The sequence below is a fragment of the Salinicola sp. MIT1003 genome, from assembly GCF_001858555.1.
Taxonomy (GTDB): domain Bacteria; phylum Pseudomonadota; class Gammaproteobacteria; order Pseudomonadales; family Halomonadaceae; genus Salinicola; species Salinicola salarius.
In genome coordinates this window covers 1-25,130 of the sequence record NZ_MCAP01000008.1, presented here as the reverse complement: position 1 = coordinate 25,130, position 25,130 = coordinate 1, and the positions used below count along the sequence as shown (strand labels likewise).

The following is a 25,130-nucleotide window of genomic DNA, read 5'->3' as shown; positions in this document are numbered from 1 at the left end:
CGACCTGCTGCCTCGCAGGCTCCAGATGATCAACAATACGGAGCCTCCACTTCGATGAGTTCGAAAAGTGAAAGACTTCGGGCCTTGACCTGATAATCGCTCTGCATCGGGCAACGTACGTTGGCAGCGCCCGGATCGAAGGTCTCGACACGTCTACGCCATTCGCTACCACCAGGCACGTCCGGCAATACGAAGTCGATATCCTGATCTCCGGCATTGAGAGCAAGAAAAACCGTTACGTCGGAGCCATAACGACAGATACCAGTGGGCTGTGCGTGGCCATTGAGGACCACCCCAATCGCCTTGACCTCTCCATCATGCCAATGCTCCACGCCCATCTCTTCAGCTGCCGGCGTGAGCCAGGTGACATCCTTGATGCCCAGATTCTCGTTCAGCTCTCCGGTCATGAAGCGCCCGCGCTCCAGGATCGGATAATGGCGGCGCAAACTGATCAGATACCGGGTGAAAGCCAGTAGCTCCCGACCTTCATCAGAGAAATCCCAATCGACCCAACCGATTTCACCATCCTGACAATAGGCATTGTTGTTGCCGCCCTGCGTGCGGCCGAATTCGTCGCCGGCCAACAGCATCGGCGTTCCCTGCGAGAGCATTAGCGTTGCCAGCAGGTTGCGCATCTGGCGCATACGCAATTCCCGAATCTCGGGATCGTCGGTCTCGCCTTCGGTCCCGTGATTCCAGGAAACGTTGTGGTCATGGCCGTCCTGATTGTCCTCGCCGTTGGCCTCGTTGTGCTTGTCGCTGTAGCTGACCAGGTCACGCAGCGTGAAGCCGTCGTGGGCGGTGATGAAGTTGATCGACGAAAAGGCCTTGCGCCCCCGGTGATTGAACAGGTCGGCCGAGGCCGTCAGACGGTTGGCGAAGGCCGGCAGCTTGCCTTCGTCGCCACGCCAGAATCCCCGCATGTCATCGCGGAACCGGTCGTTCCACTCTGCCCAACCAGGCGGAAACTTGCCGACCTGATAGCCGCCAGGCCCGCAATCCCAGGGTTCGGCGATCAGCTTGCACTGCGACAGCAACGGGTCCTGCCGGCAGGAATCGAGGAAACCGCCGCCTTCGTCGAAACCTTCGGCCTCGCGTCCGAGAATCGTCGCCAGATCGAAACGGAAACCGTCGACACGCATCTCATCGGCCCAGTAGCGTAAGGAGTCGGTGACCATCTGCAGTACCCGAGGATGCGACAGGTTCAGCGTATTGCCGGTACCGGTATCGTTGATATAGAAGCGCGGCTCTTCCGGCATCAGGCGGTAATAGGAGGCATTGTCGATTCCCCTGAACGATAACGTCGGCCCCATCTCGTTGCCTTCCGCCGTGTGGTTGTAGACCACGTCGAGCAGAACTTCGATACCCGCAGCGTGAAAACGCGCCACCATCTGCTTGAACTCACTGATCGACTCGCTGGCCATGTAGTTCGGATGAGGGGCGAAGAATGCCAGCGTGTTATAGCCCCAGTAGTTGTGCAGTCCCTTTTCCTGCAGATGACGATCATCGGCAAAAGCGTGGATCGGCATCAGCTCCAGAGAGGAGATACCAAGGTCACCGAGATACTCGATCACCTCCGGTACGGCGAGGCCGGAGAACGTGCCACGCAGCGCTTTCGGCACATCCGGGTGACGCATGGTGTAACCGCGTACGTGCGTCTCGTAGATGACGGTGTCGCTCCACGGCACCCGAATCTCACTGGAGCGCCCCCAGGTGAACGCCGGATCGATGACCCGACAACGCGGCATGAACGGAGCACTATCTCGCTCGTCGAAGCTGAGGTCGTCATCCTCATGGCCGATGGTGTAGCCATAGAGTGCATCGTCCCAGATCAGCTCACCCACCAATTGCTTGGCATAAGGGTCGATCAACAACTTGTTGGGATTGAAGCGATGCCCCGCTTCCGGATCATAGGGACCATGAACCCGATAACCATAGAGTTGGCCGGGGTGAGCGTCCGGCAGATAACCGTGCCAGACCTCGTCGGTATACTCCGGCAAAACGACCCGCTCCACTTCTTCCTTTCCGGTTTCATCGAACAGGCAAAGTTCGACTCGCGTCGCATTCGCCGAAAACAGTGCGAAATTGACCCCGAGCCCATCCCAGGTTGCCCCCAACGGATAGGGCAAGCCTTCTCGAATCCGCGAGCGCGACAAGCTCGCTTCCTGGACGATATGACCCATTGCCGCTTCACGGCCCAATCCCATGTCACTCATGTCCTGCTCTCCCAATGAGCCAAATCGACCTTGCCGCCTGTGTTCCAGACGAGAAATCATTCACTCTTGCCACGGGGCTTCCGTGGTTTGGGTGCTGGCTTGACCTTGTCGCTCTCGGCACTCGAGGCTTTCGTGGCACGCTTGCGTGGGGCCGGTTTATCGCTTCCCGCTCCGCCGCTCGCCGCCTTGCTCCGCGAGGCAGACTTGGCGCGTCCCGGCTGCGTCGTCACCTCGACACCCGTGTCCTCTTCCTTGCGGGCTTCCGTTTCCGGATCGTCCAGTGGCAGCCGCATCTCGTCGATGCCGAGTTCTTCGGGCTCGGCCGGCGGCTCCTCACCTTCCAACAGGGAAGGTTCATCGGACGCGGTGCGCCATTCGTGCTCTTCCTCGCGCGCGTTTTCGGCCTCGACGATTCGCTCGGCCATTTCCCAATGGCGCGCTTCCTGATCCTCAGGGCGGCCTTCCGACTCCCAAATGCGATAAGCCAGCATCCGTACACGTTGTTCGCGACTGGTCATCATGACGCCCTCCTTTCTCTTTTCGTTGCGTGGCGGGGTCATCCCTGCCCCGCCAAATTCATGCAAGACCGGCGCCGGCTGGACCGACGCCTCACTTTCAAAGTAGCGGGTTCAGGATGTCCATACCCAAGCCCCGCAAGGGAAATCCGACAAATGTTGATGTAGCGACAGTCTGGCCGGCGACGCTACCGGCGCCGACGTCAGCCAGGCGTCTCCGGTACCCTCCAGCCCCAGCGTCTCGAGAGACAGCGTGGTATCCGACCACTGCAGTTCCCGTTCCAGCGATGACGCCGACAGCACCGTCGACAGGCGCGGCACGACCACAACCAGGGTCTGGGTCGGCGTCTTGCGGGCAAAGGCAACGACGTGATCCGCATAGGCGCCGCTGGCCTGCAGCGGCACGTACTCCCCTTCGCTGAAGAGGCTCGGATGCTCCCGTCTTAGGCTCAAAAGGCGCTGCACGACGGCCTGCTTGACGGCACCGTCCCGCCAGTGCTTCCAGGCCGAGGCCGGCATCTCCGCGCCTTCCAGCGCCTCGCGGCGCGCGGCCATGTCCACCGGGCGGCGATTGTCTGGATCGACCAGCGACTGGTCCCAGAATTCGGTGCCCTGATAGAGATCCGGTATGCCGGGGGAACACAGCCGCAGCACCGTCTGCGCCAGGCCGTTGATCGCCCCGGGCAGGTCCAGCAGCGCCGCCGTCTCGGCCAGTTCCCGCGTCAGATCGCCGCCGCTCAGCGCACAGCGCACGGCGTCTTCGCCCGCCTGTTCGTAGGTCTCTTCGGGTGCCAGCCAGTGGCTGTCGAGCTTGGCCTCTCGCATCGCCTTCTGCTGCCAGGCGACGATACGGTCAGCGAAGTCGGTCAGTGCCTGGCGGTCCGGGGAGGCGAACTCGGCGTCCGGCTCCAGCTTCAGCTCCAGGGGCCAGGCCGCCAGCACCAACTGGAGCATCATCAGGCGATCCCCGCCGCTGGGCGTTTCGCGACTATCGTAGAGGCGTTGATCGCGCGCCCATGCCTGCATTCTGGGCACCACTATATCGGCCAGTTCGCTGAGCGCCGCCAGCCGGGCACGGACATCTTCACCGCGCTTGTGATCGTGCGTCGCGGTGGTCAGCATGCCGCGGGGGAATCTTTCCAGACGCTCCCGATTCGCCTCGTGCAAGCGTTGCGGTGCATAGGCAAAGTGCGCCCCTTCGCAGCCGACATCGTTGCGTGACAGCAGCACCGCCGAGCGATAACCCGCGGTGTCCTCGACCGCCTTCGCCGCCAGCGGCGATGTCAGCTGCTGAAACCGCGTCAGCGCCGTCAGACGCCACTGCCGTTCGGGCTCGTCGAAATCGTTGGGCGCCTTGCCGCCGAACCAGTCGTCGAGCAGCGGCAACCAGGCCGCATCGGCCGCCGATAGCTGCGATCGAGCCATCTGCATGGCGTGGTCGAAATCTTCGGCATCGGCATCCGGCCGCCCATCCTGGTCGGCATAACTGCGATAGACCGGGTAGCCGACGGCCAGGGCGCCGAGAACGCGCCGAATCGCCGGCAGGCTGAACTCGCGGGTGGCGGGGCTGGCGCTGGCCAGCGCCCCGACGGCCTTGACGCAACGTTCGAACTCGGCCGCCAACGACCCTTCGAGCATTTCCCGGCGTGCCGCCTGGACCTCGGCGGCAAAGTCGTCCTCGCGGCCGCTGATCTCGCGCCACAGCCGAGCCAGCGGTTCGCGCCCCGCCGGGTCGTGCTGGATACCGGAGACCAGATCGAGAAACTCGTAGCCGGTGGTGCCGTCCACATCCCAGTCGGTGTGTAGATGCTCGCCGTCGCCGAGAATCTTCTCGACGTAGATCGGCCGTCGAGTCTCGTTGCGCCGCTCGCCGTTCAGTTCCTGACGACGCTCGGCGATGGCATCGAGACGTGCGCGCAGGCGCAGTGCGTAACCACGGGGATCGGCCAGGCCATCGATATGATCGATGCGCAAACCATCGATCCACCCGCGTTCTACCAGAGAGAGCACGTAGGCATGGGACAGATCGAAAACGCTCTCGTCCTCGACCCGCACGCCGACCAGTTCGGTAATATCGAAGAATCGGCGCCAGTTGAGCGCGTCGTTGGCGGTGCGCCAATAGGCCAGCCGATAGGCCTGACGCTCCAGCAACGCATGCAGTCGCGCCCTGCCTTCCTCGGTGGCGGGGTCATGGCGGGCGAGGGTGGCCGCGATGAGCGGATCGTCGCCCCTGCGCTCTTCGTGGCTGATTTCCGAGGACCGGACTCGTTCGGGTTGCAGGCCGTCTCGATCAGCATCGGCATCGGCAGCAGCCGATGCCAATAGCGCTGAGGTGTGCGCCGGATTCAGCGGAAACCGGTGCTCATGGTAGACGACGAAAAAGGCCGCTCTTTCCGCATCCCACGCCAGCGTCAGTTCACCGTCTTCCAACACCTGCACGTAACGGTCACCGAGAAACGGCAACAACAGCTTGCCGTCGGCGCCGGACTGTTCCCAGTCGATGTCGAAAAAGCGGGCGTATTCACTGGCACGACCATGCGCCAGCACGTCCTGCCACCAGGGATTTTCGGAGCCCACCGCCAGATGGTTGGGCACGATGTCGGCCAGGATGCCCATGTCCGCCGCGTGCAGCGCTTCGACCAGCCGGCCCAGCCCCGCCTCGCCACCCAGCTCCGAGTCCACCCGGGTCGGGTCGATGCCGTCGTATCCATGGGCCGATTCTGCTCGCGAGGCAAGAAAGGGCGACAGATAAAAGTGGCTGATGCCCAGCTCGGCGTAATAGTCGACTTGCCGACAGGCATCGTCGAAGGTGAAATCGGCATGCAGCTGCAATCTGACAGTGGCGCGAAGCGGTCTCATGTTCGGCGCTCCCGGCGTATGCCATCGATGCGTGACAGGCGTTGCTGCACCGCCGGCTCGTTCAACGCCTGCGGCGCGGGTGCCGGTAACCGGCGTCGCCAGTTGGGATGCTCGTCGAAGGTACCGGGGAGATTGGCCTGTTCCTTCAATCCCAGCAGATCCTCCAGCGGAAATAGCGCCAGCGGTGTCGGCGTCTTTGCCACGTGCGCCAGTACGGCATCAATGACATCTTCGACGTCCACGCTGTCGCTGGCGATACCGCCTTCGCCGGCGACCTCGTCGAGCTCGCAGGCGCTGACCAGACGGCGCCGGTCCTGACTCCGCTGCTCGCTGAGCTCAGCCGGATCCTCGCCCGCTTTCAGCAGCCCCAGCCGGTTCCGCCAGTGCAGATCGTTCTCCAGCCACCAGCCTGCTACCGTGGGCAGGTCGTGGGTGCTGGTGGTGGCCATGGTGGTCCGGCGCCACGCCTCGGCCGGCAGGAACGCCTCGCCCTCTCGTTCGAACCACATCACGCTCATGCCCAGCACGCCCCGCGCCGCCAGCCGATCCCGCAGCCCGGCTTCGACGGTCCCCAGATCCTCGCCGATGACGATGGCCCGATGCCGCCAGGACTCCAGCGATACCAGTCGCAGCAGATCGTCCAGCGGATAGCGCAGATAGGCCCCCTGCTGCGCCGTTTCCCCTTCCGGGACCAGCCACAGTCGCGAAAGCCCCAGAATATGGTCGATCCGCAAGCCGCCGGCATGCGCCAGACTGGCTCGCAGCATGGCCAGGAACCCCCGGTAGCCGGAATCGACCAGCCCCTGGGGAGAGAACGCCGCCACGCCCCAGTTCTGGCCGTGGGCATTGAAGGCATCCGGCGGCGAGCCCACGCTGAGCCCCGGAAACAGCTCTTCCGGATCACTCCAGGCCTGGCTACCGGTGGGATCGGCGCCCACGGCCAGATCGGCGATCAAGCCCACCGCCATCCCGGCCTGACGCGCGTTGTTCTGTACACGCTCGAGTCCGGCCGCCACCAGCCACTGCAGAAAGACCGAAAATGTAATGGCTTCCCGGTGCTGCTCGGCGAACGCTTCCACCGCTTCCCCGCGGGGATCCCGCCATGCCTCGGGCCACTGCCGCCAATCGGCATGGTCGGCATGCGCCTGCAGCACTTCGAAACGACAGTGACTCTCGAGGCTGCCACCGCCATCGCGACGGAAGGCGACCAGTTGCGAGCGCCAGGCAAGCGCGCTCTCGTCGCGCTGCACGTGCAGAAACAGCCGTTCCAGCATCGACAGTTTGAGGCGCGCGCTGGTCGGCCAGTCGATCAACTCGAGACTGGCCTGCTGCGCCATCGCCTCGCTGAACGGCGCCTGCGCCCGCGCCAGGGTTTCCGCATCGAAGACACACTCCGGCGAGGCGTGCCAGACGTTGTAGAACAGCCGGCTGGAGGGCGAATAGGGGCTGAACCGTTCGGGATGCGAGGCAAACAATGCATGCAGCGGACTGATGGCAACCGCATCGGCACCGGCGCGGGCCACCACGGCACAGAGGTCGTCCAGCGCCTGCAGGTCGCCGATACCAGCATCGCCCTCGCGCCGCAGCCCATAGAGCTGTACCGCCACGCCCCAGTAGCTCGGCTGGGCATGACGGCGCTCCCGGGCGATATCGTCCAGGGTAAAGCAGCGCGGCGGTGCCACTGCCAGAGTCCGGGTCACGCTGTCGTCGCCCCGCTCCGTCAGAAAACAGACGTGGTGATACCCCGTCTCCTGGATCGCGGGTAGGCAACCGTTATCGTCGAGATGACCGTCCATCGTCTCGCCGCTCTCGAGCCGGATGGCGAAGGCGCACCCGCCGCTGCCGACGACGGGCACCTGGGTGAGCTGGCCCTGATCGGCGATCAGCATCGGCGGCAGTTGCTCGAACGCGGAGGGCCATCGTCGCGCCTGCCAACGGGCCAGGCTGGCGGCGACCTCCTCGTCGTCGCCCGCCGGCCAGCCAAGGCGGGCCAGCATCGTGCGCTGGCGATCGTCGGACAGCGTCTGAGGCTGGTTGTCGCTACCGACCCATTCGCACAGCAAGCCGACCGACTCTGCCAGTTGGCGCAACTCGGTAGAGGGTTGATATCCATCCTGAACAGTCGTCATACGTCTGGCTCTCCCGGCACGTCACCCGAGGGCTGGAGCCAGACGGCACTGGTCCGCGCCGGCAGTCGACCCTCTGCGATATGCTCATCCACGCCATCTCGTGAGCAGACTAGCGGTGTCTCCTGCCAGACTACGGACACCGGTTGTGGCGAGAGATTGATGGCGATGGTCAGCGTATGTCCATTACCCAGCGACCAGCGACCCTCCACGGCCTTGTCACCGAGCACACGAGCGCCGATGGCGCAACTTCCCTTCAACCAGGGCACGAGGTGCTCGTGACGCAGCGCCAGCCACTGCCGAAAACGCGCCTGATGACGCCGATGTTCCGGCGCGCTGGCCTCATCGTCATCGAGCCGGGAAGCCTCGTACGTGGTCAGGGCATTGGGATCAGGGATGCGCTCGCGTTGCGCCGGGTCCTCGAAGGCGCCGAACTCGGCGAATTCACGGCGACGGCCTTCCCGTACCGCATCCGCCAGGGCGTCGCGATGATCGGTAAAGAACAGAAAGGGTTGCGTCGAGCCCCACTCGTCTCCCATGAACAGCAGTGGAATGGCGGGAGACATCAGCAGCATCAGCGTTGCCGCATCGAGCGCGTCCGGCTCGGCCAGCCGGGATAGACGCTCCCCCAGCGCACGGTTGCCGATCTGGTCGTGGTTCTGCAGAAAGTCGATGAACGCCGTCGGCGGCAGATGCCCGCTGGGCTCGCCGCGCGCCTCGCCCTTGCGTGAAGGCTGGCCCTGATAGATGAACCCTTCGCCCAGCGCGGTCGCCAGCTTTTCCGTGGTGTGCTCGGCGAAGTCGGCGTAGTAGCCCTCGCGTTCGCCGGTTAGCAGGACATGCATCGCGTTGTGCCAGTCGTCGGCCCATTGCGCATCGAACAGCGCCGGGTCCAGCAGACTAGCCTGGTTATGCTCGTTTTCCAGCATCAGGTGGCAGTGGCGAGTCGAACCGACCCGCTCGCGCAAGGTCTGTCCCAGCTCGACCAGGAAATCCCGCTCACTGATGGCATGAACGGCGTCGAACCGCAGCCCGTCGAAACGATACTCGAGCAGCCACATCAGGGCGTTATCGATGAAGAAGCGGCGCACTTGCGGACGACGGAAGTCGATGGCATCGCCCCAGGGCGTCTGCAGGTCATCGCGGAAGAACGCCTTGGCGTAGTGCGCCAGGAAATTGCCATCCGGGCCGAAGTGGTTGTAGACCACATCGAGGAAGATCATCAGCCCGTGCCCGTGGACATCGTCGATCAGTGCCTTGAGCGCCTCCGGCGTACCGTAGTAGGCCGCCACGGCGTAGGGCTGGACGCCGTCGTATCCCCAGTTGCGCTCCCCCGGGCATTCGGCGAGCGGCATCAGTTCGATGGCGGTCACACCCAGTTCCACCAGCGCGGGTAGCCGTCGGCGCAAGCCGTCGATTCCGCCGCAGGCGCCCAGGTGAACTTCGTAAATGACCGTCTCTTCCCATGGCCGGCCTGCCCATTCGTCATGGCGCCATGTGTAGCGATTCGAGTCGACCACGCAGGTCAGCCCGTCGACGCCACCGCGTAGCGCTTTCGAGGCGGGGTCGGGCACGGGCATGCCGTCATCGTCATCCTCGACGAAAACACGGTAGCGGTAGGCGGCCTGCGGCGGGCAGTCCAGCTCGAGTTCGAAATCCCCCTCCGCCATCGGGTTCATCGGCTGAGGCGCCATGCCTTCGCACTCCACATCCACCCGCTGCGCGCTGGGCGCCCACAGGCGAAAGCGAACACGCCCTTCGGCGGTCAGTGACGCGCCATAGAAAGGCGCCCAGGCCGCCTCATTCATGACATCGGATGGCGTGACAGTCATGCTCGATTCGCTGGAACCGGAAGACGCGCTCATGGGGTTTCCTCGATCCAGTTTTCGTGGCGCAGGAACAGCGCGGCCATCGGCGGTACCGTCACGGCCAACGACTGGGCGTGACCATGGCTGGGAATCGGCTCCGTCGTCGCGCCACGACTATTGCCCACATTGCTACCGCCGTAGAAGACGCTGTCGCTGTTGAAGATTTCCCGCCACCAGCCGGCGCTGGGGACACCCAACCGGTAGTGGTAGTGGACGGAGGCCTGGAAGTTGCAGAGACAGATCATGCTGGCATGGCCGCTTTCGGTATGGCGGGCGAAAACGATCACGCAGTTATCTCTATCGTCGTCGACCAGCCATTCGAAACCGAGCTGATCGTCGTGGCGGATCTGCATCGCCGGCTCGTTGACGTAAAGCCGGTTGAGATCGGCCATCAGCCGGAGCACGCCCGCGTGTCGGCTTTCGAACAGCAGCGGCCAGTGCATGGCGGACTCCCGGGGCTCGGCCAGCACCTGGCCCAGCTCGACGCCCATCGCCACCTGCTTGTCGCCGGGTAGCGCCCACATTAACCCCAGGCTCGCTCGATACGCAGCAAAACGCTGCCAGTCGTCACCGTGAATGGATTGTCGCCACTGACCGAGCGCCGACGTCTCGTCCGGCATCTGCTCCAGCAGTCCCCGATCGGTTTCGTGTGGCGTCAACGCCTCGATCCAATCGGCATGCCAGCGGGAGCGCTCGGCGGGGTCGAGCGCCAGATAGTGAGCACTCGCTACCCGCCAGCGCGGCCGTCGATGCAACGTCAGCAATAGCTCGGTGGTCTCGCTCTGAAACAGGTGACAGCCGCTGGCGCGTGAGGCGTCGTCGGCTTCCTCGAAGCCGTCGATATGACAGCGCTGGCACCAGGCGAGAAAGCCGGATTCGGACGATGGCGAGGCCGTCGGATACCGAACCATGACACCTACGCCGGCGACATGGCATGTCTCGACGAACTGGCAGACCACGGTATCGGGCTGGCCGATGAGCGCCTCGTCGAGCACGACATGGGTAAATCCCAGATCGGCGACATAGGGCACCAGCTCCTGTGCCAGATGGTTCCAGTTCAGGGGCGGCGGGAATCGGGAGACGTACCAATCCGCGGCATCGAGGCGATAGAGCGCCAGCGGCATATCGCCACCATGGCGCCCGACCCTGGCCCGCATCCAGTCGCCGTCATCCCAGGGCCATGCCGCCTGTCTTCCGCTGTCACCAGACGAATCCGAGGAGAAAGACGACGAGAGCGCCAGCGTCCAGGCCGCCTCAGTCGGATTCATGTTCAGAGGCTCGAGGCCCTGAGGCCACGAAGGCGGCGTGCGATTGTCGGCAACGATCATCATGGTCTTGTCACGACGTCTTCGGTTCGCACTATCGCCTCCGTCAACAGGTCGGCATAGAGTCGCCGATAGGGAATCACGGCCTGGCGCCAATGCAACCGCCCCGCCATTGCCGCCCGCCGCATGGCGTAGAACAGATCGGTGGCGCGGAACAGGTCGAACGCACGCAGCACGGTGGCGCGATAGGTTTCCAGGCTCATGTCGTCGAACAACAGCCCGTTGATGCCATCCTGGATCGTATCCGCCAGGCCGCCGGTCCGATGCGCGATCGGCAATGAGCCGAAGCGTTGGGCGTAAAGCTGGCTCAGGCCACAGGGCTCGAAACGAGACGGCATCAACAGGAAGTCGCTGCCCGCGTAGATCTGTCGCGCCTCGCCCTCGTCGAAGCCGATATTGACGCCGACCTGCCCAGGGTAGAGCGCGGCCATTTCGACCAGCGCCTGCTCGATGGCGTATTCGCCGCGACCGATCACCACCAGCTGTCCGCCGGCTCGCACGATGGCGTCGGCGACCTGAATGGTCAGATCGAGCCCTTTCTGCGCCACCAGGCGGGAAACCACCGCAAACAGCGGGCCACTGCTCGGATCCAGGCCGAACATCCGGCGCACGCGCTGCGTATTGGCACGTTTGCCATGCCAGTCGTTAATACCGAAGTTGGGCGCCAAATGAGGGTCCGTGCGCGGGTCCCAATGATCATCGATGCCGTTGAGCAGACCGCTGAGCCGCCCTTCCAGCGCACGCTTCTTGAGCAAGCCCTCCAGCCCGCAACCCAGGGGAGCCGTGGTGATTTCGTCGGCGTAATTGCTGCTGACCGTCGTGACATGGGAAGCGTAGGAAAGCCCCGCCTTCATGAAGGAGAGCTGGCCGTGAAACTCCACCCCATCGATATGAAACGCGGATGCCGGGATCCCGAGTGCCGGGAGACGCTCGGCGGGGAAGATGCCCTGATAGGCGAGGTTATGGATGGTATAGACCGAAGGAACGTAACGCTTTCCGAGCCAGCGGACATAACCGGCCGCCAGTCCGGTCGCCCAGTCGTTGAGATGGAGCAGTTCCACCTGCCAGTCGAGCAGGGTCGCGTCATTGACGATCTCGGCGGCCGCCATCGCCAGACGCGCAAAGCGGATATCGTTGTCGGGCCAGCCCACCCCCAGTTCGTCACCGTAGGCGTTACCATCCCGGTCGTAGAGCTCCGGACAGAGCACGACGTAGACGATCAGGCCATCCTCGCAGAGAAGACGCCCAATCTCGCAGGCAGGCAAGTCATGACTGGCGGGCAGACTGGCCACATGCACGATCGGCCGGCCGGCAGTCAGCACTTGCCGGTAGCCTGGCATCAGGATGCGTACGTCGTAATTGGGTTTCAGTGCACGAGGCAAGGCGGCGGAGACATCACCCAATCCGCCAGCCTTGATGAAATCGGCAATCTCGGTCGTCACGAACAGCACACGCCGACGCCGGGTCGGCGATGCGGGCATCGGTCGCGACAACACGCCTGCAGGCGACCTCGACGAGGCCTGACCGGTTATCGACGCGGACCAGCGGGATTTCCCCTCAGCTCTCGCAGCCGTCTGACTTTCCCTTCCATGAACTGCGGCCTGCGTCATGTTCAGCCTCCCTGAACATTCGGTTCACCAGTCAATATTAACCAGCTTCGACTCATCATCCTGCGCTCAGGCGTCAGGCACAGCCATAACCGACGTTAATCAAGGAGATCAACGGCGATCGCGGTTACCTGCCAATGTGCTGAGCGATGATTCGCGGGCACGACGGGATGGCGATCTTTCGGCGCAACCGACCTCGCCCCGGCACCGACCTCCAGCCCCGATTACAGATATATGCCACCGGCCGGAAAGCGTCAAAGCCTGTTTTGAGACGTCACCGCAGCCGATGAACGCCAGCCAACAAAAAAGGCAACCCCCAAGGGGGGTTGCCTTCGAAAGACCGAATTACTGGTCATTTTGACGCAGTCGATTACTGGCTTTCGCGCGCCTCCGGCTGACGGTCGTGACGCTGTTCACCTTTGCCAAATTTCGCCTGCAGCCCGTGCGTGACCTTCATGATCAACACATAGGTTGCCGGCACGAAAACCGTCGCCAACAGCGTGATGGAGATCATCCCGCCGACCACCGGCGTGCCGATCTGATTACGGCTTGCCGCACTGGCACCGGAAGCCAATGCCAGGGGCAGCGTACCGCCGATGAATGCCAGAGACGTCATCACGATGGGACGGAAGCGCTGGCGTGCCGCCACCTTGGCCGCATCGACCACCGACAGTCCCGCATGCTTGCGCTGCTGTTCGGCGAACTCGACGATCAGGATGGCGTTCTTCGCCGCCAGGCCGACCACCACCAGCAAGCCCACCTGCAAGTAGACACTGGTGCTCAAGCCAGCCAGGTAGACCGCCAGGATAGCGCCGACGAAGGCGAACGGCACGGCGGAAACCACCGCCAGCGGCAAGGTCCAGCTTTCGTACTGCGCAGCCAGAATCAGGAACATCATGATGACGCCGAACGACAGTGCCAGCGTCGCCGCCGTGCCCACATTGACCTGCTGGTAGGCTTCACCGCTCCAGCCCATCGAGTAGTTGACACCCAGGGTATCGGCAACCACTTCCTGCATCGCCGCCACGGCCTGACCCGAACTGTAGCCGGGCGCCGGACCACCTGAGAACTGCGCCGCCGGATAGGTGTTGTAGCGTTGCAGCACCGTCGGCGCCTTGCCTCGCGTCAACGTGACCAGCTCGGAGAGCGGAACGCGCTGCCCGTCACCGCCGCGTACATAGACCTTGCTCAGATCTTCGGGATTACGACGAAAATCGTCTTCGGACTGGAGATAGACCTGGAAGTTGCGGCTCGAGCGAGTGAAGTAGTTGACGAAAGAACTACCGAACGTGCTCGCCATGGTCGTATTCAGGTCGCTGATATCCACGCCGAGACTACGCGCCTTCTCGATATCCACTTTGGCCCGGTAGACCGGCACATTGACATCGAGCGACGAGAACACCCCGGAGAGCTCCGGCCGCTCCGCCGCGGCCTGCATCACCTTGCCGGCGGCATCCGCGAGCTGCTGCGACGTGTCGCCGCCGAAAGCCTGCAGGTAACCGGTGAAGCCACCGGTGGGAGACAGGCCCTGTATCGGCGGCAGGTTGAAGGCAACCGTCTGCCCGCCCTGGATCTGACCACCGATCTGCATGATCTTCTGCGTCAGCTGATCCACCGTGATATCGCGATCTTCCCATGGTTTCATGGTGACGAAGACCGTGCCCTTGGAGGTATTGGGCGAGCTAGACAGGATGTCGAAACCGGGTATCCCGACCACGTAATTGATCCCCGGGACGGCATCTCGAAGCCGCTGACTCAACTCCTGCACATAGGCGTCGGTCCGTGCCACCGAGGATCCTGCCGGCAGGCTGACGGAGGCCAGAGCCACCCCCTGGTCTTCGGAAGGCAGGAGCGCCGCCGGCAACTGGGCGAAGATCATCCAGGAGAAGACCCCGGCGGCAACCAACCCGACCAGCACCAGCCACAGCTGATGAATGATGAAGTTGGTGATCGCCATGAACAGGTCGGTAATCTTGTCGAAGAGCTTGTTGAACCAGTCGAACGGCTTGCGAATGACACGCACGAACCCGGACTGCTTCATGCGATCCTGATGCTTCAGGAAGATCGCACTGATCGCCGGCGTGAACGACAGCGCCACGATCGCGGAGATGGCCACCGAGATCGCGATGGTGATCGCGAACTGCTGGTACATCTGCCCCGTCAGGCCGCTCATGAAGCCAACCGGCACGAACACCGCCGACATGATGAAGGCGGTGGCGATGACCGCGCCGGAAACTTCCTTCATCGCCTCGAGACTGGCGCTGAATGGTGTCGCCTCCTCGTCTTCCTCCATGATGCGCTCGACGTTCTCTATGACCACGATCGCGTCGTCCACGACGATACCGATCGCCAGGATCATGCCGAAAAGCGAAAGCAGGTTGATCGAGAAATCGAGCAGGTACATGCCGGCAAAGGTACCTACTACCGAGATCGGCACTACCGACATCGCCACCAGCGTCGAGCGCCAGCTCTGCAGGAACACGAACACGATCACCGCGACGAGCAGCAGCGCCTCGATGAAGGTTTGTTCCACCGATTCGATGGAAGCATCGATGAACAGCGTGGTGTCATAGGGAATCTCGTAACTCAGGCCCGGCGGGAAGCGGGTCTTGAGATCCGCCATCGACGCCTTCACCTCGGCCGCCACGTCGAGCGCGTTGGCGCCTGGCTGCAGATAGATGGCGATCGGCGCGATCGGGCTGTTGTTGACGTACCCCTGAATGCCGTAGCTGTTCTTGCCCAGTTCGATCCGCGCGACATCGCTCAAGCGCAACGAGGAGCCGTCCGGGTTGGTGCGCAGCACGATATCCCGGAACTGATCGACGTTCTCGTAACGACCCTCGGTCGTGATGGTGTAGGTGTAGGGCGTGGGGTTGCTCTGTGGTTCGGCACCCAGCTTGCCTGCGGCAACTACCGAGTTCTGGGCCTGAATCGCCGACGATACCTCTGCCGGTGTCAGGTCGTACTGCGCCAGCTTGTCCGGATTGAGCCAGACGCGCATCGCGAATTCCTGGCTGCCCAGCACTTCCGCCTGCCCGACACCCGGCAGCTGTTTGAGCGTATCGGTGATGTTGATGTTGGCGTAGTTGGTCAGATAGAGCGAATCGTAGGCATCGCTGCCCCCTTCCGCGGTCACCGCGACGAACAGCAGTACGCTCGATGAGCGTTGCTCGACCGTGACCCCCTGGGACTGCACTTCGCTCGGCAACTGGGACAGCGCCTGTTGCACGCGGTTGTTGACGTTGATCTGTGCCGTCTGCGGATCGGTGCCGATGTTGAAATAGACGCTCATCGACATCTGACCGCTATCGGAACTGCTCGAGGTCAGATAGATCATGTCCTCGGTGCCGTTGATCTCCTGCGCCAGCACGGCGGCGACCGTATCGGAAACCGTCTGCGCACTGGCTCCCGGATAGGTCGCGGAAACGCTGATCGTCGGCGGCACGACCGAAGGATACTGCTCGATGGGCAGCGTACGCATCGCCATCAAGCCGATCAGTGTAATGATGACCGAGACGACGGTCGCGAATATAGGCCGCCTGATGAAAACGCTGGAAAAATTCATCAGTTGGCTCCGTTCTGTCCGCCGTTCGCCTCTTGCGCATCACGCTGGGCGCCCGCGACGCCTTCGCCACCTTGTGCGTCGGGCTCCTGGGAGGGGTTTTCACCGGCGTTGTTCTGCGGCTTGGGCACCTTGCCGGTGAACGGCTGCGCATCGATCTGATCGCCGGGGGAAATACTGCCGATTCCCGACACGACGACTCGGTCTCCGGGGTTCAGCCCCTCGGTGATGATCTGCCAGTCACCGGCGATCTCGCCCAGCGACACGAATCGCGTCTCGGTCTTGCCTTCGTCATCGAGCACGAAAACCTGCGGCCCCTTGAGCCCTTCGGTCACGGCGATCGACGGCACGGCATAGACGTCGTAACGCATCACGTTAGGCAGCGTCACGCGCACGAACTGGCCCGGCAGGAAGAGCTGATCCTCATTCTGAAATACGGCTTCGGCCTGCACCGTGCTGGTGGATTCATCGACTCGCGAACCCAGAAAGTCCAGCTTGCCCCGGAGCTGAAGCGCATCTCGGGTGGCGCTTTCCGTGCCGGGTGCGGTCAGAACCGCGGTATCCGCCACGCCTTCATCTTCCTTCTGACGCTGCTGGCGCAGCGAGAAGGCGTCATCGGCAGGCAGCGAGAAGCGCACCTCGATCGGGTTAAGCGGTGTGATGGTCGCCAGCTCCTGGGGCGGCTGTACCAGATTGCCGACATTGATCTCGCTCAAGCTGATCATGCCGCTGACCGGCGCATTGACCTCGGTATAGCTGAGATCGATCTGGGCGCTGTCCAGCGCTGCCTGAGCCTGAGCCTGGGCCGCCTGAGCCGTGCGCAGATCGGCCTGGGCCTGATCACGCTGCTGCTGACTGATGGAGTTCTGGTTGTACAGGCGCTGATAGCGTTCGGCATCACGCTGGGCACGATAGACTTCCGCCTTGGCGCTCTGCACGTCCGCCTGGCGCTGCTTGACGGTCGCTTCATAAGGCGCCTGCTCGATGGTGAAGAGCTTGTCGCCCTTCTCGACCATGCTGCCCTCGCGGTAATGACGCGCTTCGAGAATGCCCTCGACACGCCCCATCACGGTCACTTCGCGATTACTGCGAACCTGGGCGGGATACTCCTTGGAGAGCGAGACATCATGCGCCTCGACTTCCATCACTTCGGCCTTGGTGGGCGGCTTCTGCTGCTGGTTTCCACCTTGCTGAGCACTTTGCTGATCGTCCCCGCCACAGCCGGCCAGTGCCAATGACAGCAACAACGCCCCACCGAAGCCGAGGGTGCAATTCATGAGATTAGGGCGCATGAGTCTCCGTCCTGGAAGAAAGAATGCCTAGGGTAATCCAGCGAGCTTACAGGCATACATACATGAATGTAAACTTGCGGGGAAATTGGTATGCTTTGCCAACGGCAGCTTGAACCACATCATAAGAAATGCCGGCCCAACGTCTCGCACTCCACTCATCTGTCGACGACAACATCATGCCCAAACGTACCAAAGCCGAAGCCGAGGCTACCCGCGAAGCGCTGCTCGACGCTGCCGAGGTCATTTTTCTCAAACGCGGCGTGTCACGAACCTCGCTCGAGCAGATAGCCCGGCAAGCCGGCATGACGCGCGGCGCGGTCTATTGGCATTTCAAGAACAAGTCCGATCTGTTCCACGCCATGCTCGATCGCGTCAAGATGCCACTGCGCCAGTTACTCGATGATGTCGAGGATCCCGACCAGCCCAACGCGCCGCTGGAAAGCCTGCGCCTTGCCACGCTTCACGCTCTCGAGCGACTACAGGGTCCGCGCTCGCGCCGCGTGCACACCATTTTGCTGCACTGCAGCGAGTCCGCCAGCGATGTCGATATTCTCGCGCTGCAGGATCAACTGGCGTGCGACTGCTATGAAACGATGGTCGAACGCTTCGAAGAAGCGCGTGATACCGGAACCCTGATCGATAACGTCGAACCGGAAATTGCCTCTCGCATGCTGATGTCGATGATTCTGGGCCTCCTGCATGACTGGCTGCGTGATCCTGAGCGCTATGATATCGGCGATGTCGGCCCGCGCATGCTCGACACCTTCTTCGAACGCATTTCTCTTCCCTCGGTGACGTCGTCTTCACCCGGCAAGCCTGCCGCACGAACGAAATGACACGGCCAGGCCGGACCCACATGCCATGATCAGCGTCCGGTCTCCTCCTATCGTCGCAAAGACACGATTGGCTTGACACTCGACACTGGACGTTTTTCGAGATCGAAGCTTTTCAAGACAAGAGCTTTTTTCAAGATAAGAACTTTTCCAAGACAAGAGCTTTCCCAAGACCAAGAGAAGAATGCCTATCATGCCCCACCCCGACTGGCTCGTTATCGAGGACGAACGTTTCTCTTCCCTGGTGCTGCCCAACGGCCAGCTCGACTCTCTCTGGCGAGGAGGCCGCTGGTGCGAGGGGCCGGCCTATTTCGCTGCCGGGCGCTATCTGCTGTGGTCGGACATCCCCAACGACCGCATCATGCGTTACGACGAGAATGACGGTCATGTTTCCATCTTTCGTCAATCTTCCGCTTTCAGCAACGGCCAGACACTGGACCGGGAAGGCCGCCTCGTTACCTGCGAGCACGGTAGCCGTAGCGTCACCCGTACCGAACACAACGGCCGTATCATTACGCTGGCCGATACCTACGAGGGCAGCCGACTCAATTCCCCCAACGATGTCACCGTCAGGTCGGACGGCTCGATCTGGTTCACCGATCCCAGCTACGGCATCGACAGCGATTACGAAGGGGGGCTGAGAACTTCCGAGATGGGTTGCCACGTCTATTGCCTGACCGTCGATGGCCAACTGCATCGCGTTGCCGAGGATTTCGAAAAGCCCAACGGCCTGGCGTTCTCCCCCGACGAAGCCTGGCTCTACGTGTCGGATACCGGTGCGACCCACCGAGCCGATGCCCCCCGGCATATTCGTCGCTTTCGGGTCGAGGAGAGTCACCGCCTCGTCGGCGGCGAGATTTTCGCGGTCTCGGACTGCGGGCTGTTCGATGGCTTCCGTCTGGATGTCGCCGGCAACCTCTGGACGAGCGCCGGGGACGGCGTCCACTGCTACGCGCCGGATGGCAAACGCCTTGGTCGCATTCTGATTCCGGAAACCGTAGCCAACGTCTGCTTTGGTGGCGTCAGTCGCAACCGACTCTATATCTGCGCTACCACGTCGCTCTATGCAGTCACGCTCAATACACGTGGCCACCATGTCATCGGTGAAGCGATTGCGCCTTCGGAGATTCGCACAGCGAGCCGAACCTGAGCAGAGTCCACTTCTATCCGGCCAGTATGCGATCCACCGCGCGCGAGACGCCACCGAGATAGCCCCGGCCAAACAGAGAGAGATGATTGAGCAGCGGATAGAGCTGAAACAGCGCCTCGCGCCGCTCCCAGTCGACGGGACGATCGCCATCCCAGTAGGCTTCGAAGAAGGCATCGCCCGGCCCGCCGAACAGCGTCAGCATGGCGATATCCACCTCCGAATAATGCCGGTAGACCGCCGGATCGATGATGGCAGGTCCGGCGGGCGTGAACAGCACGTTGCCCGACCATAGATCGCCGTGCACCAGGCAGGGCGGCGTATCGGGCAGCCAGCTTTCGAGCGACTCGGCGACACGTTCGATACGCTCGGCGAGACCGGCATCCAGCAACCCCTGCTCGCGACACAGCCTCGTGAGCGGCAGCAGACGGCGGTCACGCTGGAAGACACGGCCGTCCGCTAGCGGCGCGTTGGGCTGAGGCGTCGCGCCGCAGGCATTGTCCCGCGGCCAGCCGTGCTCGCCCTGCGGCTCTCGGGAATCGCGGTGCATCTGGCGCAGCCCTTCACCCAGCGCTGCGCCGTCGCGTCGCCCCGTGGCATCCAGGGCTTCCATCACCAGCAGGTCGTCATCCTCGGCAACGACAGCCGGTACGACGAGCAGACGGCAAACGCTGGCCAGCGCCCGCAGCCCATCGGCCTCTCCGGCGACGCGCGCCGCCGAATCCTGCTTGACGATGCAAGGTCTCGCACCCTCGATTCGCCACAGCCCCGCGCCGCTGTCGCCACCGGAAAGCGGCGTGACGCCGGCGTCGAGTTCCAGCCCGGTGCCGGTCGGCAGCTCAAGCGCCGCGAGCCGACGTTTCAGTCTCTGCAACGGTGTCTGCGTCATCGCGCATCTCCTCGCGATCGTCGGAGTCGGTGTCCTCTTCGCGTCTGCCGGCGCGCCCCCGGTTGAGCTCCTGCTGGAACAGGGATTGCAACTCGGCCATGGCCGCCTTCTCGGTCGCCATCAATTGCTCGGTATCGTTGCGATGCGCATAGGTATCCTTGAGCAACTGGTTGTCGAAATCGCGGAAGGTGCGCACCGCATTGATGGCGTTGGCGCTGGGATACCCCAATCCCTTGAGGACCTCGACGCTCATCTCCATGCTCGAGGCGAACGTTTCACGGACCACGCCATCGACGCCGATCTCCATCAACTGCCAGGCGTGATGGCGATTGCGCGCCCGCGCATAGACGGTGAGATGCGGAAAATGCGTCTTTGCCAGTCTCGCGATGGTCAGCGCGGTGTTCTCGCCATCCACCGCGATGACGAGCAGGCGCGCCTTGTCGATGCCCGCCGCGCGCAGCAGATCGAGCCGGGTCGCATCGGCATAGAAGATGCGCGAACCGAAACGGCGAATGAACTCGACCTGAGCGATATTGGGGTCCAGCGCCGTGAAATTGATCCCCTGTATTTTCAGCATACGCCCGACCATCTGCCCGAAGCGGCCAAGGCCGGCAATGATCACCGGCGGCGTATCGTCGCCGAAGTCGGTATCGAACGGCCGGCTCTCCTTGAGACGATCACCCGCCTTCTCCCCTAGTTGATACAAAAACGGCGTGGCCGCCATGCTCAGCGTGACCGCCGCGATACACAGGCTGGCGATGCGCTGATCGATGACGCCGGCCGCCACCGCCGCCGTCAGCAGCACGAAGTCGAATTCGCCGCCCTGGGAAATGATCGTCGCCAGCCGGGGGATTTCCGGACGGGGCAATCGCGCCAGCAGGCCGACGATCACCAGTACCACGGACTTGGCCAGCGTCATCGCAACGGCCAGCCCCAGCACCAGCCAGACGTTGTCCAGCACCAATGCCAGGTTGACCGACATGCCGACGGCAATGAAAAAGAGCCCTAACAGCAGCCCCTTGAAAGGCTCGATATTGGCTTCCAGCTCGTGCCGGTACGGGGTGTCCGCCAGCATCACACCGCCAAGGAAGGCACCCAGCGCCATCGACAGCCCCGCCCACTCCATGACCAGCGCCATCGCCAGCACCAGAAACAGTGCCGCGGCGGTGAATATCTCGTGCACGTCGCTACGTGCGATCAGCGCCAGCACGCGAGGGAATACCAGGCGACCGAAGGCGATGGCGGCGATCACCACGCCAATGCTGCGGGCGATGAGCCAACCGTCGCCGGGCGCGGCGTCGGCACGCCCAGCCAGAAACGGCAGCAGCGCCAGCAGCGGTATCACCGCCAGATCCTGAAACAGCAGAATGGAGAACGCGCTCTGACCGTGCGGCGTCGCCAGTTGACGGCGTTCGTTGAGAACCTGCAGCGCAAAGGCGGTCGACGACAGCGCCAGCGTGAGGCCGAGGAAGATGGCGATACTCGGCGGCAGGTCCAGCAGGAGCCCGACCGGCATCAGCAGCGCTGCGCAGCCCGCCATCTGCAGCGTCCCCAGACCCAGCAGACGCTTGCGCATCCCCCACAGGCGACGCGGCTCCAGCTCCAGGCCGATGATGAACAACAGCATGACCACGCCGAACTCGGAGAAATGCAGCACCGATTCCGGCTCGGAGATGAAGCCGCTGATCGACGGGCCCGCGAGCAGGCCGATGCAGAGGTAGCCCAGGATCGACCCCAGCCCCAGACGCTGAAACAGGGGAACCGCAAGGATGGCTGCGCCCAGCAGCACAGCCGCTTCAGTGAGAAAGCCCATCGAATATCTGTCCTCGTCGCGGCAAGATCCGCCGCCCAATTTAACCTGGGTTCAGCATATCACTCACCTCGGCACGACAGCAGCACGCGCCTGACGTCTGCACGCTCAAGGCAGCGGATCCTTGAACGGCAGGCGAGATCGGCACTGCTCGAAATAGGCATGAACGTAGGCTCGCTCCTCGCGGCAGAAATCCTCGACGGCATCCCGAAACCCCGGATGATCGAGATAGTGCAGCGAGCGGCTGATGACCGGCGCGAAACCTCGGGTCAGCTTGTGCTCCCCTTGCGTCCCCGGATCGAAACGGGACAAGCCCTGTGCCAGGCAGTGCTCGATCCCCTGGTAGTAGCAAGTCTCGAAATGCAGAAAGTCGGCCTCGACCTCGCTGCCCCAGTAGCGGCCGTAGAGCGTGTCGCTTCCCTGCAGGCAGAGCGCGGCTGCCACGGCCCGTCCCTCCACACTGGCGCGGACCAGCAGCAGCGTATCGCCCAGGTCGTCGCGCAACCGGGTAAAGAACTCGAGCGACAGATAGGGACGCTGGCCCCGTTCCAGGTATGTCATGCAGTAGCAGCGATAGAACTGTGTCAGCGCCTCGTCGTCGATCCGCGCTCCCGTCAGCCGCTCGAACATGAAGCCCTGCTCCGCCAGCTTGCGACGCTCCCGACGGATCTCCTTGCGTTTGCGCGAGCTCATCCGCGCCAGAAAGCCGTCGAAACTGCCGAATCCATCGTCGCGCCAGGCAAACTGCACGGCCTGGCGCTCCATCAACGGCGCTTCGAACGCCGCCTGCCAGTCGTCCACCTCGCCGCTGTCGGCAAACAGTAGATGCCAGCTCTGCAGGCCGGTATCGCGGATCACCGGCGCCAGCGCCGCGATAACCGCCCGCCGATCCACGTCGCCCACCACGGCCAGCCGCGGCCCCGAGGCCGGCGTGAACGGAATCGCCGACAGCGACTTGGGATAGTAATCGCCGCCAGCGCGCTCCCAGGCATCCGCCCAGGACCAGTCGAATACGTACTCGCCTCGCGAGTGGTATTTGGCGTAGCGCGGCAAGACCGCCACCGTCCGGTCGTCGTCGAAGACCATCAAGTGATCCGGCTCCCAGCCGGTATCCGTATCGGCACAGCCGCAGGCTTCCAGCGCCACCAGGAACTCGTGGCGCAGAAACGGATAACGATCGCCGACCACATGATTCCAGAGCGACGCACGGGTAGCCGCGAGGCTACCGATATTCTCGACCCGCAATGCCATCCGATCTCCCCCGTTGCTTTTCCGGTCTTTCGTCGCTCGTCGCTCGTCGCTCGTCGCTCGTCGCTCGTCGCTCGTCGCTCGTCGCTCGTCGCTCAGTCTATGTTGAAAACTTCGAGAGCCGCGGGCAAGCGTGCGATACTCTGGCAACAGCCAAGACAGAGAGCCACCCCAACCCGATGACACCCACCCCGACGCCTCCCAGCCCGTCAACGCCACCGCCCACCAATATCATGGCGCTGGCAGCTTTCGCGCTTAGCGTGCTGGGCACTCTGGTGCCGCCAGCAGCACTGGGCGGCGTGGTCTGCGGCCATCTGGCTCGGCGCCAGATTCGCCAGCGGCAGGAATCCGGCGATAGCTGGGCGCTCGCCGGTTTGATACTGGGCTATCTGTTGATTCTGCTTTCGCTGGCCGGTCTTTTGCTGTTCGGCGGTTTCGTCGCGACAATGTTCGGTATCATGGCTTTCCTGTAGCCGATCTCATTGAAGAAACGCTCGCTGGCGCCAACGGCCGCGGATTGTGTTCACGCTGATGACGAGTTTTCATGCTGACTTCGCTTATCGATAACGATTTCTACAAGATCACGATGCAGAACGCCGTGATCAAGCGCTTCCCCTATGCACAGGCCCGCTACGCTTTCATCAATCGCGGCGAGCATGCGTTTCCCGAAGGATTCGGTGACGCCCTGCGACGCGAAGTCGATGCCATGGCCAGCCTCGTGCTCACCGACGCGGAAAAGCGCTATCTCGAGGTTACCTGTCCCTATCTCGATCCGACCTACCTGGACTTTCTGGCCGGCTTTCGCTTCAACCCCGCCGAAGTCATCATCGAGCAGACCGGCAGCGAACTCTCGGTCGCTATCGAGGGGCTGTGGTATCGCACCATCCTGTGGGAAGTCCCGCTGATGGCGCTGATCAGCGAGCTCTGGTATCGCCTGCGAGGTGTCAAGCGCGACGACGATGAAACGGTCGAGGCACGCACCCGAGCCAAGATCGAACAGTATCAGCGGCTGGGCCTGAAAATTGCCGAATTCGGCACCCGGCGGCGGTTTTCCTTCGACGTTCACGACCGGGTGGTCGGCGCGCTTCGCCATCATGGCGGCGAAGCCTTCAGCGGCAGCAGTAACGTCTTGCTGGCCATGCGCCACGGCGTCAAGCCCATCGGCACCCACGCCCACGAATGGTTCATGTTTCACGGCGCCCGTTTCGGTTTCAAGATGGCCAACAGCCTGGCGCTGGAGCACTGGGTCGATGTCTATCGCGGCGACCTTGGCATCGCCCTGACCGACACGTTCACTTCCCGCGCCTTCTTCGAGAGCTTCGACAAGAAGTTCGCCAAGCTCTTCGATGGAGTCAGACACGACAGCGCGGACCCCATCGACTTCGCGGCCTCGACCATCGCGCATTACGAGAAACTGGGGATCGACCCGCGCAGCAAGACGATCATCTTCTCCGACGCGCTGACACCCGAGAAGGTCGAGCGGATCCAGTCGTTCTGCCAAGGCCGCGTCGGCATGGCGTTCGGCATCGGCACCAACTTCACCAATGACGTGGGCGTCGAGCCGATGAACATGGTGATCAAGATGGTCGAGGCGAGACCGGAAGGCCAGCACTGGCTGCCCGTGGTCAAGCTTTCCGACGTGCCCGACAAGCATACCGGCGACCCGGAAATGATTGCCCTCGCCAAACGCGTGCTCGCCCTCAGTCGCCCCAGCGAATAGTTTTCAGCTCGCCAACGAAAAAGCCACGAACGCGGTTGAACTGACCCCATAAAGTTGGACGATTCATTTAGCCGGCGTTTAAGGCCTGGGCCCTGTACTGCACAGGGCTCAGG

General features: G+C 62.9%; 16 protein-coding genes. 4 read left to right on the top strand and 12 right to left on the bottom strand.

What is annotated here, in order from left to right; translation table 11 throughout:
* Positions 1 to 29 precede the first annotated feature (29 nt).
* The 9 genes from glgX to BC443_RS03890 all read right to left on the bottom strand — a co-directional run bounded on the left by glgX (position 30) and on the right by BC443_RS03890 (position 17,370).
* Entirely contained in the window at positions 30 to 2,216 is a 2,187-nt protein-coding gene (glgX, locus tag BC443_RS03930) for a glycogen debranching protein GlgX (RefSeq protein ID WP_083387203.1), read from the bottom strand.
* Between the two features lie 56 nt (positions 2,217 to 2,272).
* Positions 2,273 to 2,737 (bottom strand): DUF2934 domain-containing protein, encoded by a 465-nt coding sequence (locus tag BC443_RS03925; RefSeq protein WP_071230546.1) that lies wholly within the window; start codon positions 2,735 to 2,737, stop codon positions 2,273 to 2,275.
* A gap of 108 nt (positions 2,738 to 2,845) precedes the next feature.
* A complete protein-coding gene (treY, locus tag BC443_RS03920; RefSeq protein ID WP_071230545.1) occupies positions 2,846 to 5,590 on the bottom strand; it encodes a malto-oligosyltrehalose synthase in 2,745 nt (914 codons plus the stop codon).
* Positions 5,587 to 7,719, bottom strand: coding sequence for a 4-alpha-glucanotransferase (gene malQ / locus BC443_RS03915; RefSeq protein ID WP_071230544.1), 2,133 nt, complete (start codon positions 7,717 to 7,719; stop codon positions 5,587 to 5,589). The genes treY and malQ overlap by 4 nt, the downstream gene beginning before the upstream one ends.
* The gene (gene treZ / locus BC443_RS03910; protein WP_247643216.1) at positions 7,716 to 9,581 is read right to left on the bottom strand and encodes a malto-oligosyltrehalose trehalohydrolase; all 1,866 of its coding nucleotides are present in this window, start codon (positions 9,579 to 9,581) and stop codon (positions 7,716 to 7,718) included. The genes malQ and treZ overlap by 4 nt, the downstream gene beginning before the upstream one ends.
* Positions 9,578 to 10,852, bottom strand: coding sequence for an alpha amylase C-terminal domain-containing protein (locus tag BC443_RS03905; protein WP_170835843.1), 1,275 nt, complete (start codon positions 10,850 to 10,852; stop codon positions 9,578 to 9,580). The genes treZ and BC443_RS03905 overlap by 4 nt, the downstream gene beginning before the upstream one ends.
* A 59-nt stretch (positions 10,853 to 10,911) precedes the next feature.
* Positions 10,912 to 12,390, bottom strand: a complete 1,479-nt coding sequence (glgA, locus tag BC443_RS03900) for a glycogen synthase GlgA (protein WP_071230542.1) — start codon at positions 12,388 to 12,390, stop codon at positions 10,912 to 10,914.
* A 496-nt stretch (positions 12,391 to 12,886) separates the two neighbouring features.
* Positions 12,887 to 16,081 (bottom strand): efflux RND transporter permease subunit, encoded by a 3,195-nt coding sequence (locus tag BC443_RS03895; protein ID WP_071230541.1) that lies wholly within the window; start codon positions 16,079 to 16,081, stop codon positions 12,887 to 12,889.
* The gene (locus BC443_RS03890; RefSeq protein WP_247643215.1) at positions 16,081 to 17,370 is read right to left on the bottom strand and encodes an efflux RND transporter periplasmic adaptor subunit; all 1,290 of its coding nucleotides are present in this window, start codon (positions 17,368 to 17,370) and stop codon (positions 16,081 to 16,083) included. Before BC443_RS03890 ends, BC443_RS03895 begins: the two co-directional genes overlap by 1 nt.
* 176 nt (positions 17,371 to 17,546) lie before the next feature.
* Here BC443_RS03890 and BC443_RS03885 point away from each other — a divergent pair, with 176 nt between their 5' ends.
* Entirely contained in the window at positions 17,547 to 18,206 is a 660-nt protein-coding gene (locus tag BC443_RS03885; protein ID WP_071230607.1) for a TetR family transcriptional regulator, read from the top strand.
* A gap of 190 nt (positions 18,207 to 18,396) precedes the next feature.
* Positions 18,397 to 19,353 carry an SMP-30/gluconolactonase/LRE family protein gene (locus BC443_RS03880; RefSeq protein WP_083387211.1) on the top strand — a complete coding sequence of 319 codons (957 nt, stop codon included), beginning with the start codon at positions 18,397 to 18,399 and terminating at the stop codon, positions 19,351 to 19,353.
* A 13-nt stretch (positions 19,354 to 19,366) separates the two neighbouring features.
* Here the strand turns inward: BC443_RS03880 and BC443_RS03875 are convergent, their stop codons facing one another.
* From BC443_RS03875 to BC443_RS03865, 3 genes are all read right to left on the bottom strand, one after another.
* Positions 19,367 to 20,239: a fructosamine kinase family protein gene (locus BC443_RS03875; RefSeq protein WP_071230538.1), complete on the bottom strand. Its 873-nt coding sequence runs from the start codon at positions 20,237 to 20,239 to the stop codon at positions 19,367 to 19,369.
* Positions 20,190 to 22,052 carry a monovalent cation:proton antiporter-2 (CPA2) family protein gene (locus tag BC443_RS03870; RefSeq protein WP_083387200.1) on the bottom strand — a complete coding sequence of 621 codons (1,863 nt, stop codon included), beginning with the start codon at positions 22,050 to 22,052 and terminating at the stop codon, positions 20,190 to 20,192. Before BC443_RS03870 ends, BC443_RS03875 begins: the two co-directional genes overlap by 50 nt.
* Positions 22,053 to 22,157: 105 nt before the next feature.
* Positions 22,158 to 23,300, bottom strand: a complete 1,143-nt coding sequence (locus tag BC443_RS03865) for a GNAT family N-acetyltransferase (protein WP_071230537.1) — start codon at positions 23,298 to 23,300, stop codon at positions 22,158 to 22,160.
* A gap of 176 nt (positions 23,301 to 23,476) precedes the next feature.
* Here BC443_RS03865 and BC443_RS03860 point away from each other — a divergent pair, with 176 nt between their 5' ends.
* Both BC443_RS03860 and pncB read left to right on the top strand, forming a co-directional pair.
* The gene (locus tag BC443_RS03860; protein ID WP_247643214.1) at positions 23,477 to 23,770 is read left to right on the top strand and encodes a DUF4190 domain-containing protein; all 294 of its coding nucleotides are present in this window, start codon (positions 23,477 to 23,479) and stop codon (positions 23,768 to 23,770) included.
* 71 nt (positions 23,771 to 23,841) lie between these two features.
* Positions 23,842 to 25,017, top strand: a complete 1,176-nt coding sequence (pncB, locus tag BC443_RS03855) for a nicotinate phosphoribosyltransferase (RefSeq protein ID WP_071230535.1) — start codon at positions 23,842 to 23,844, stop codon at positions 25,015 to 25,017.
* Positions 25,018 to 25,130 lie beyond the last annotated feature (113 nt).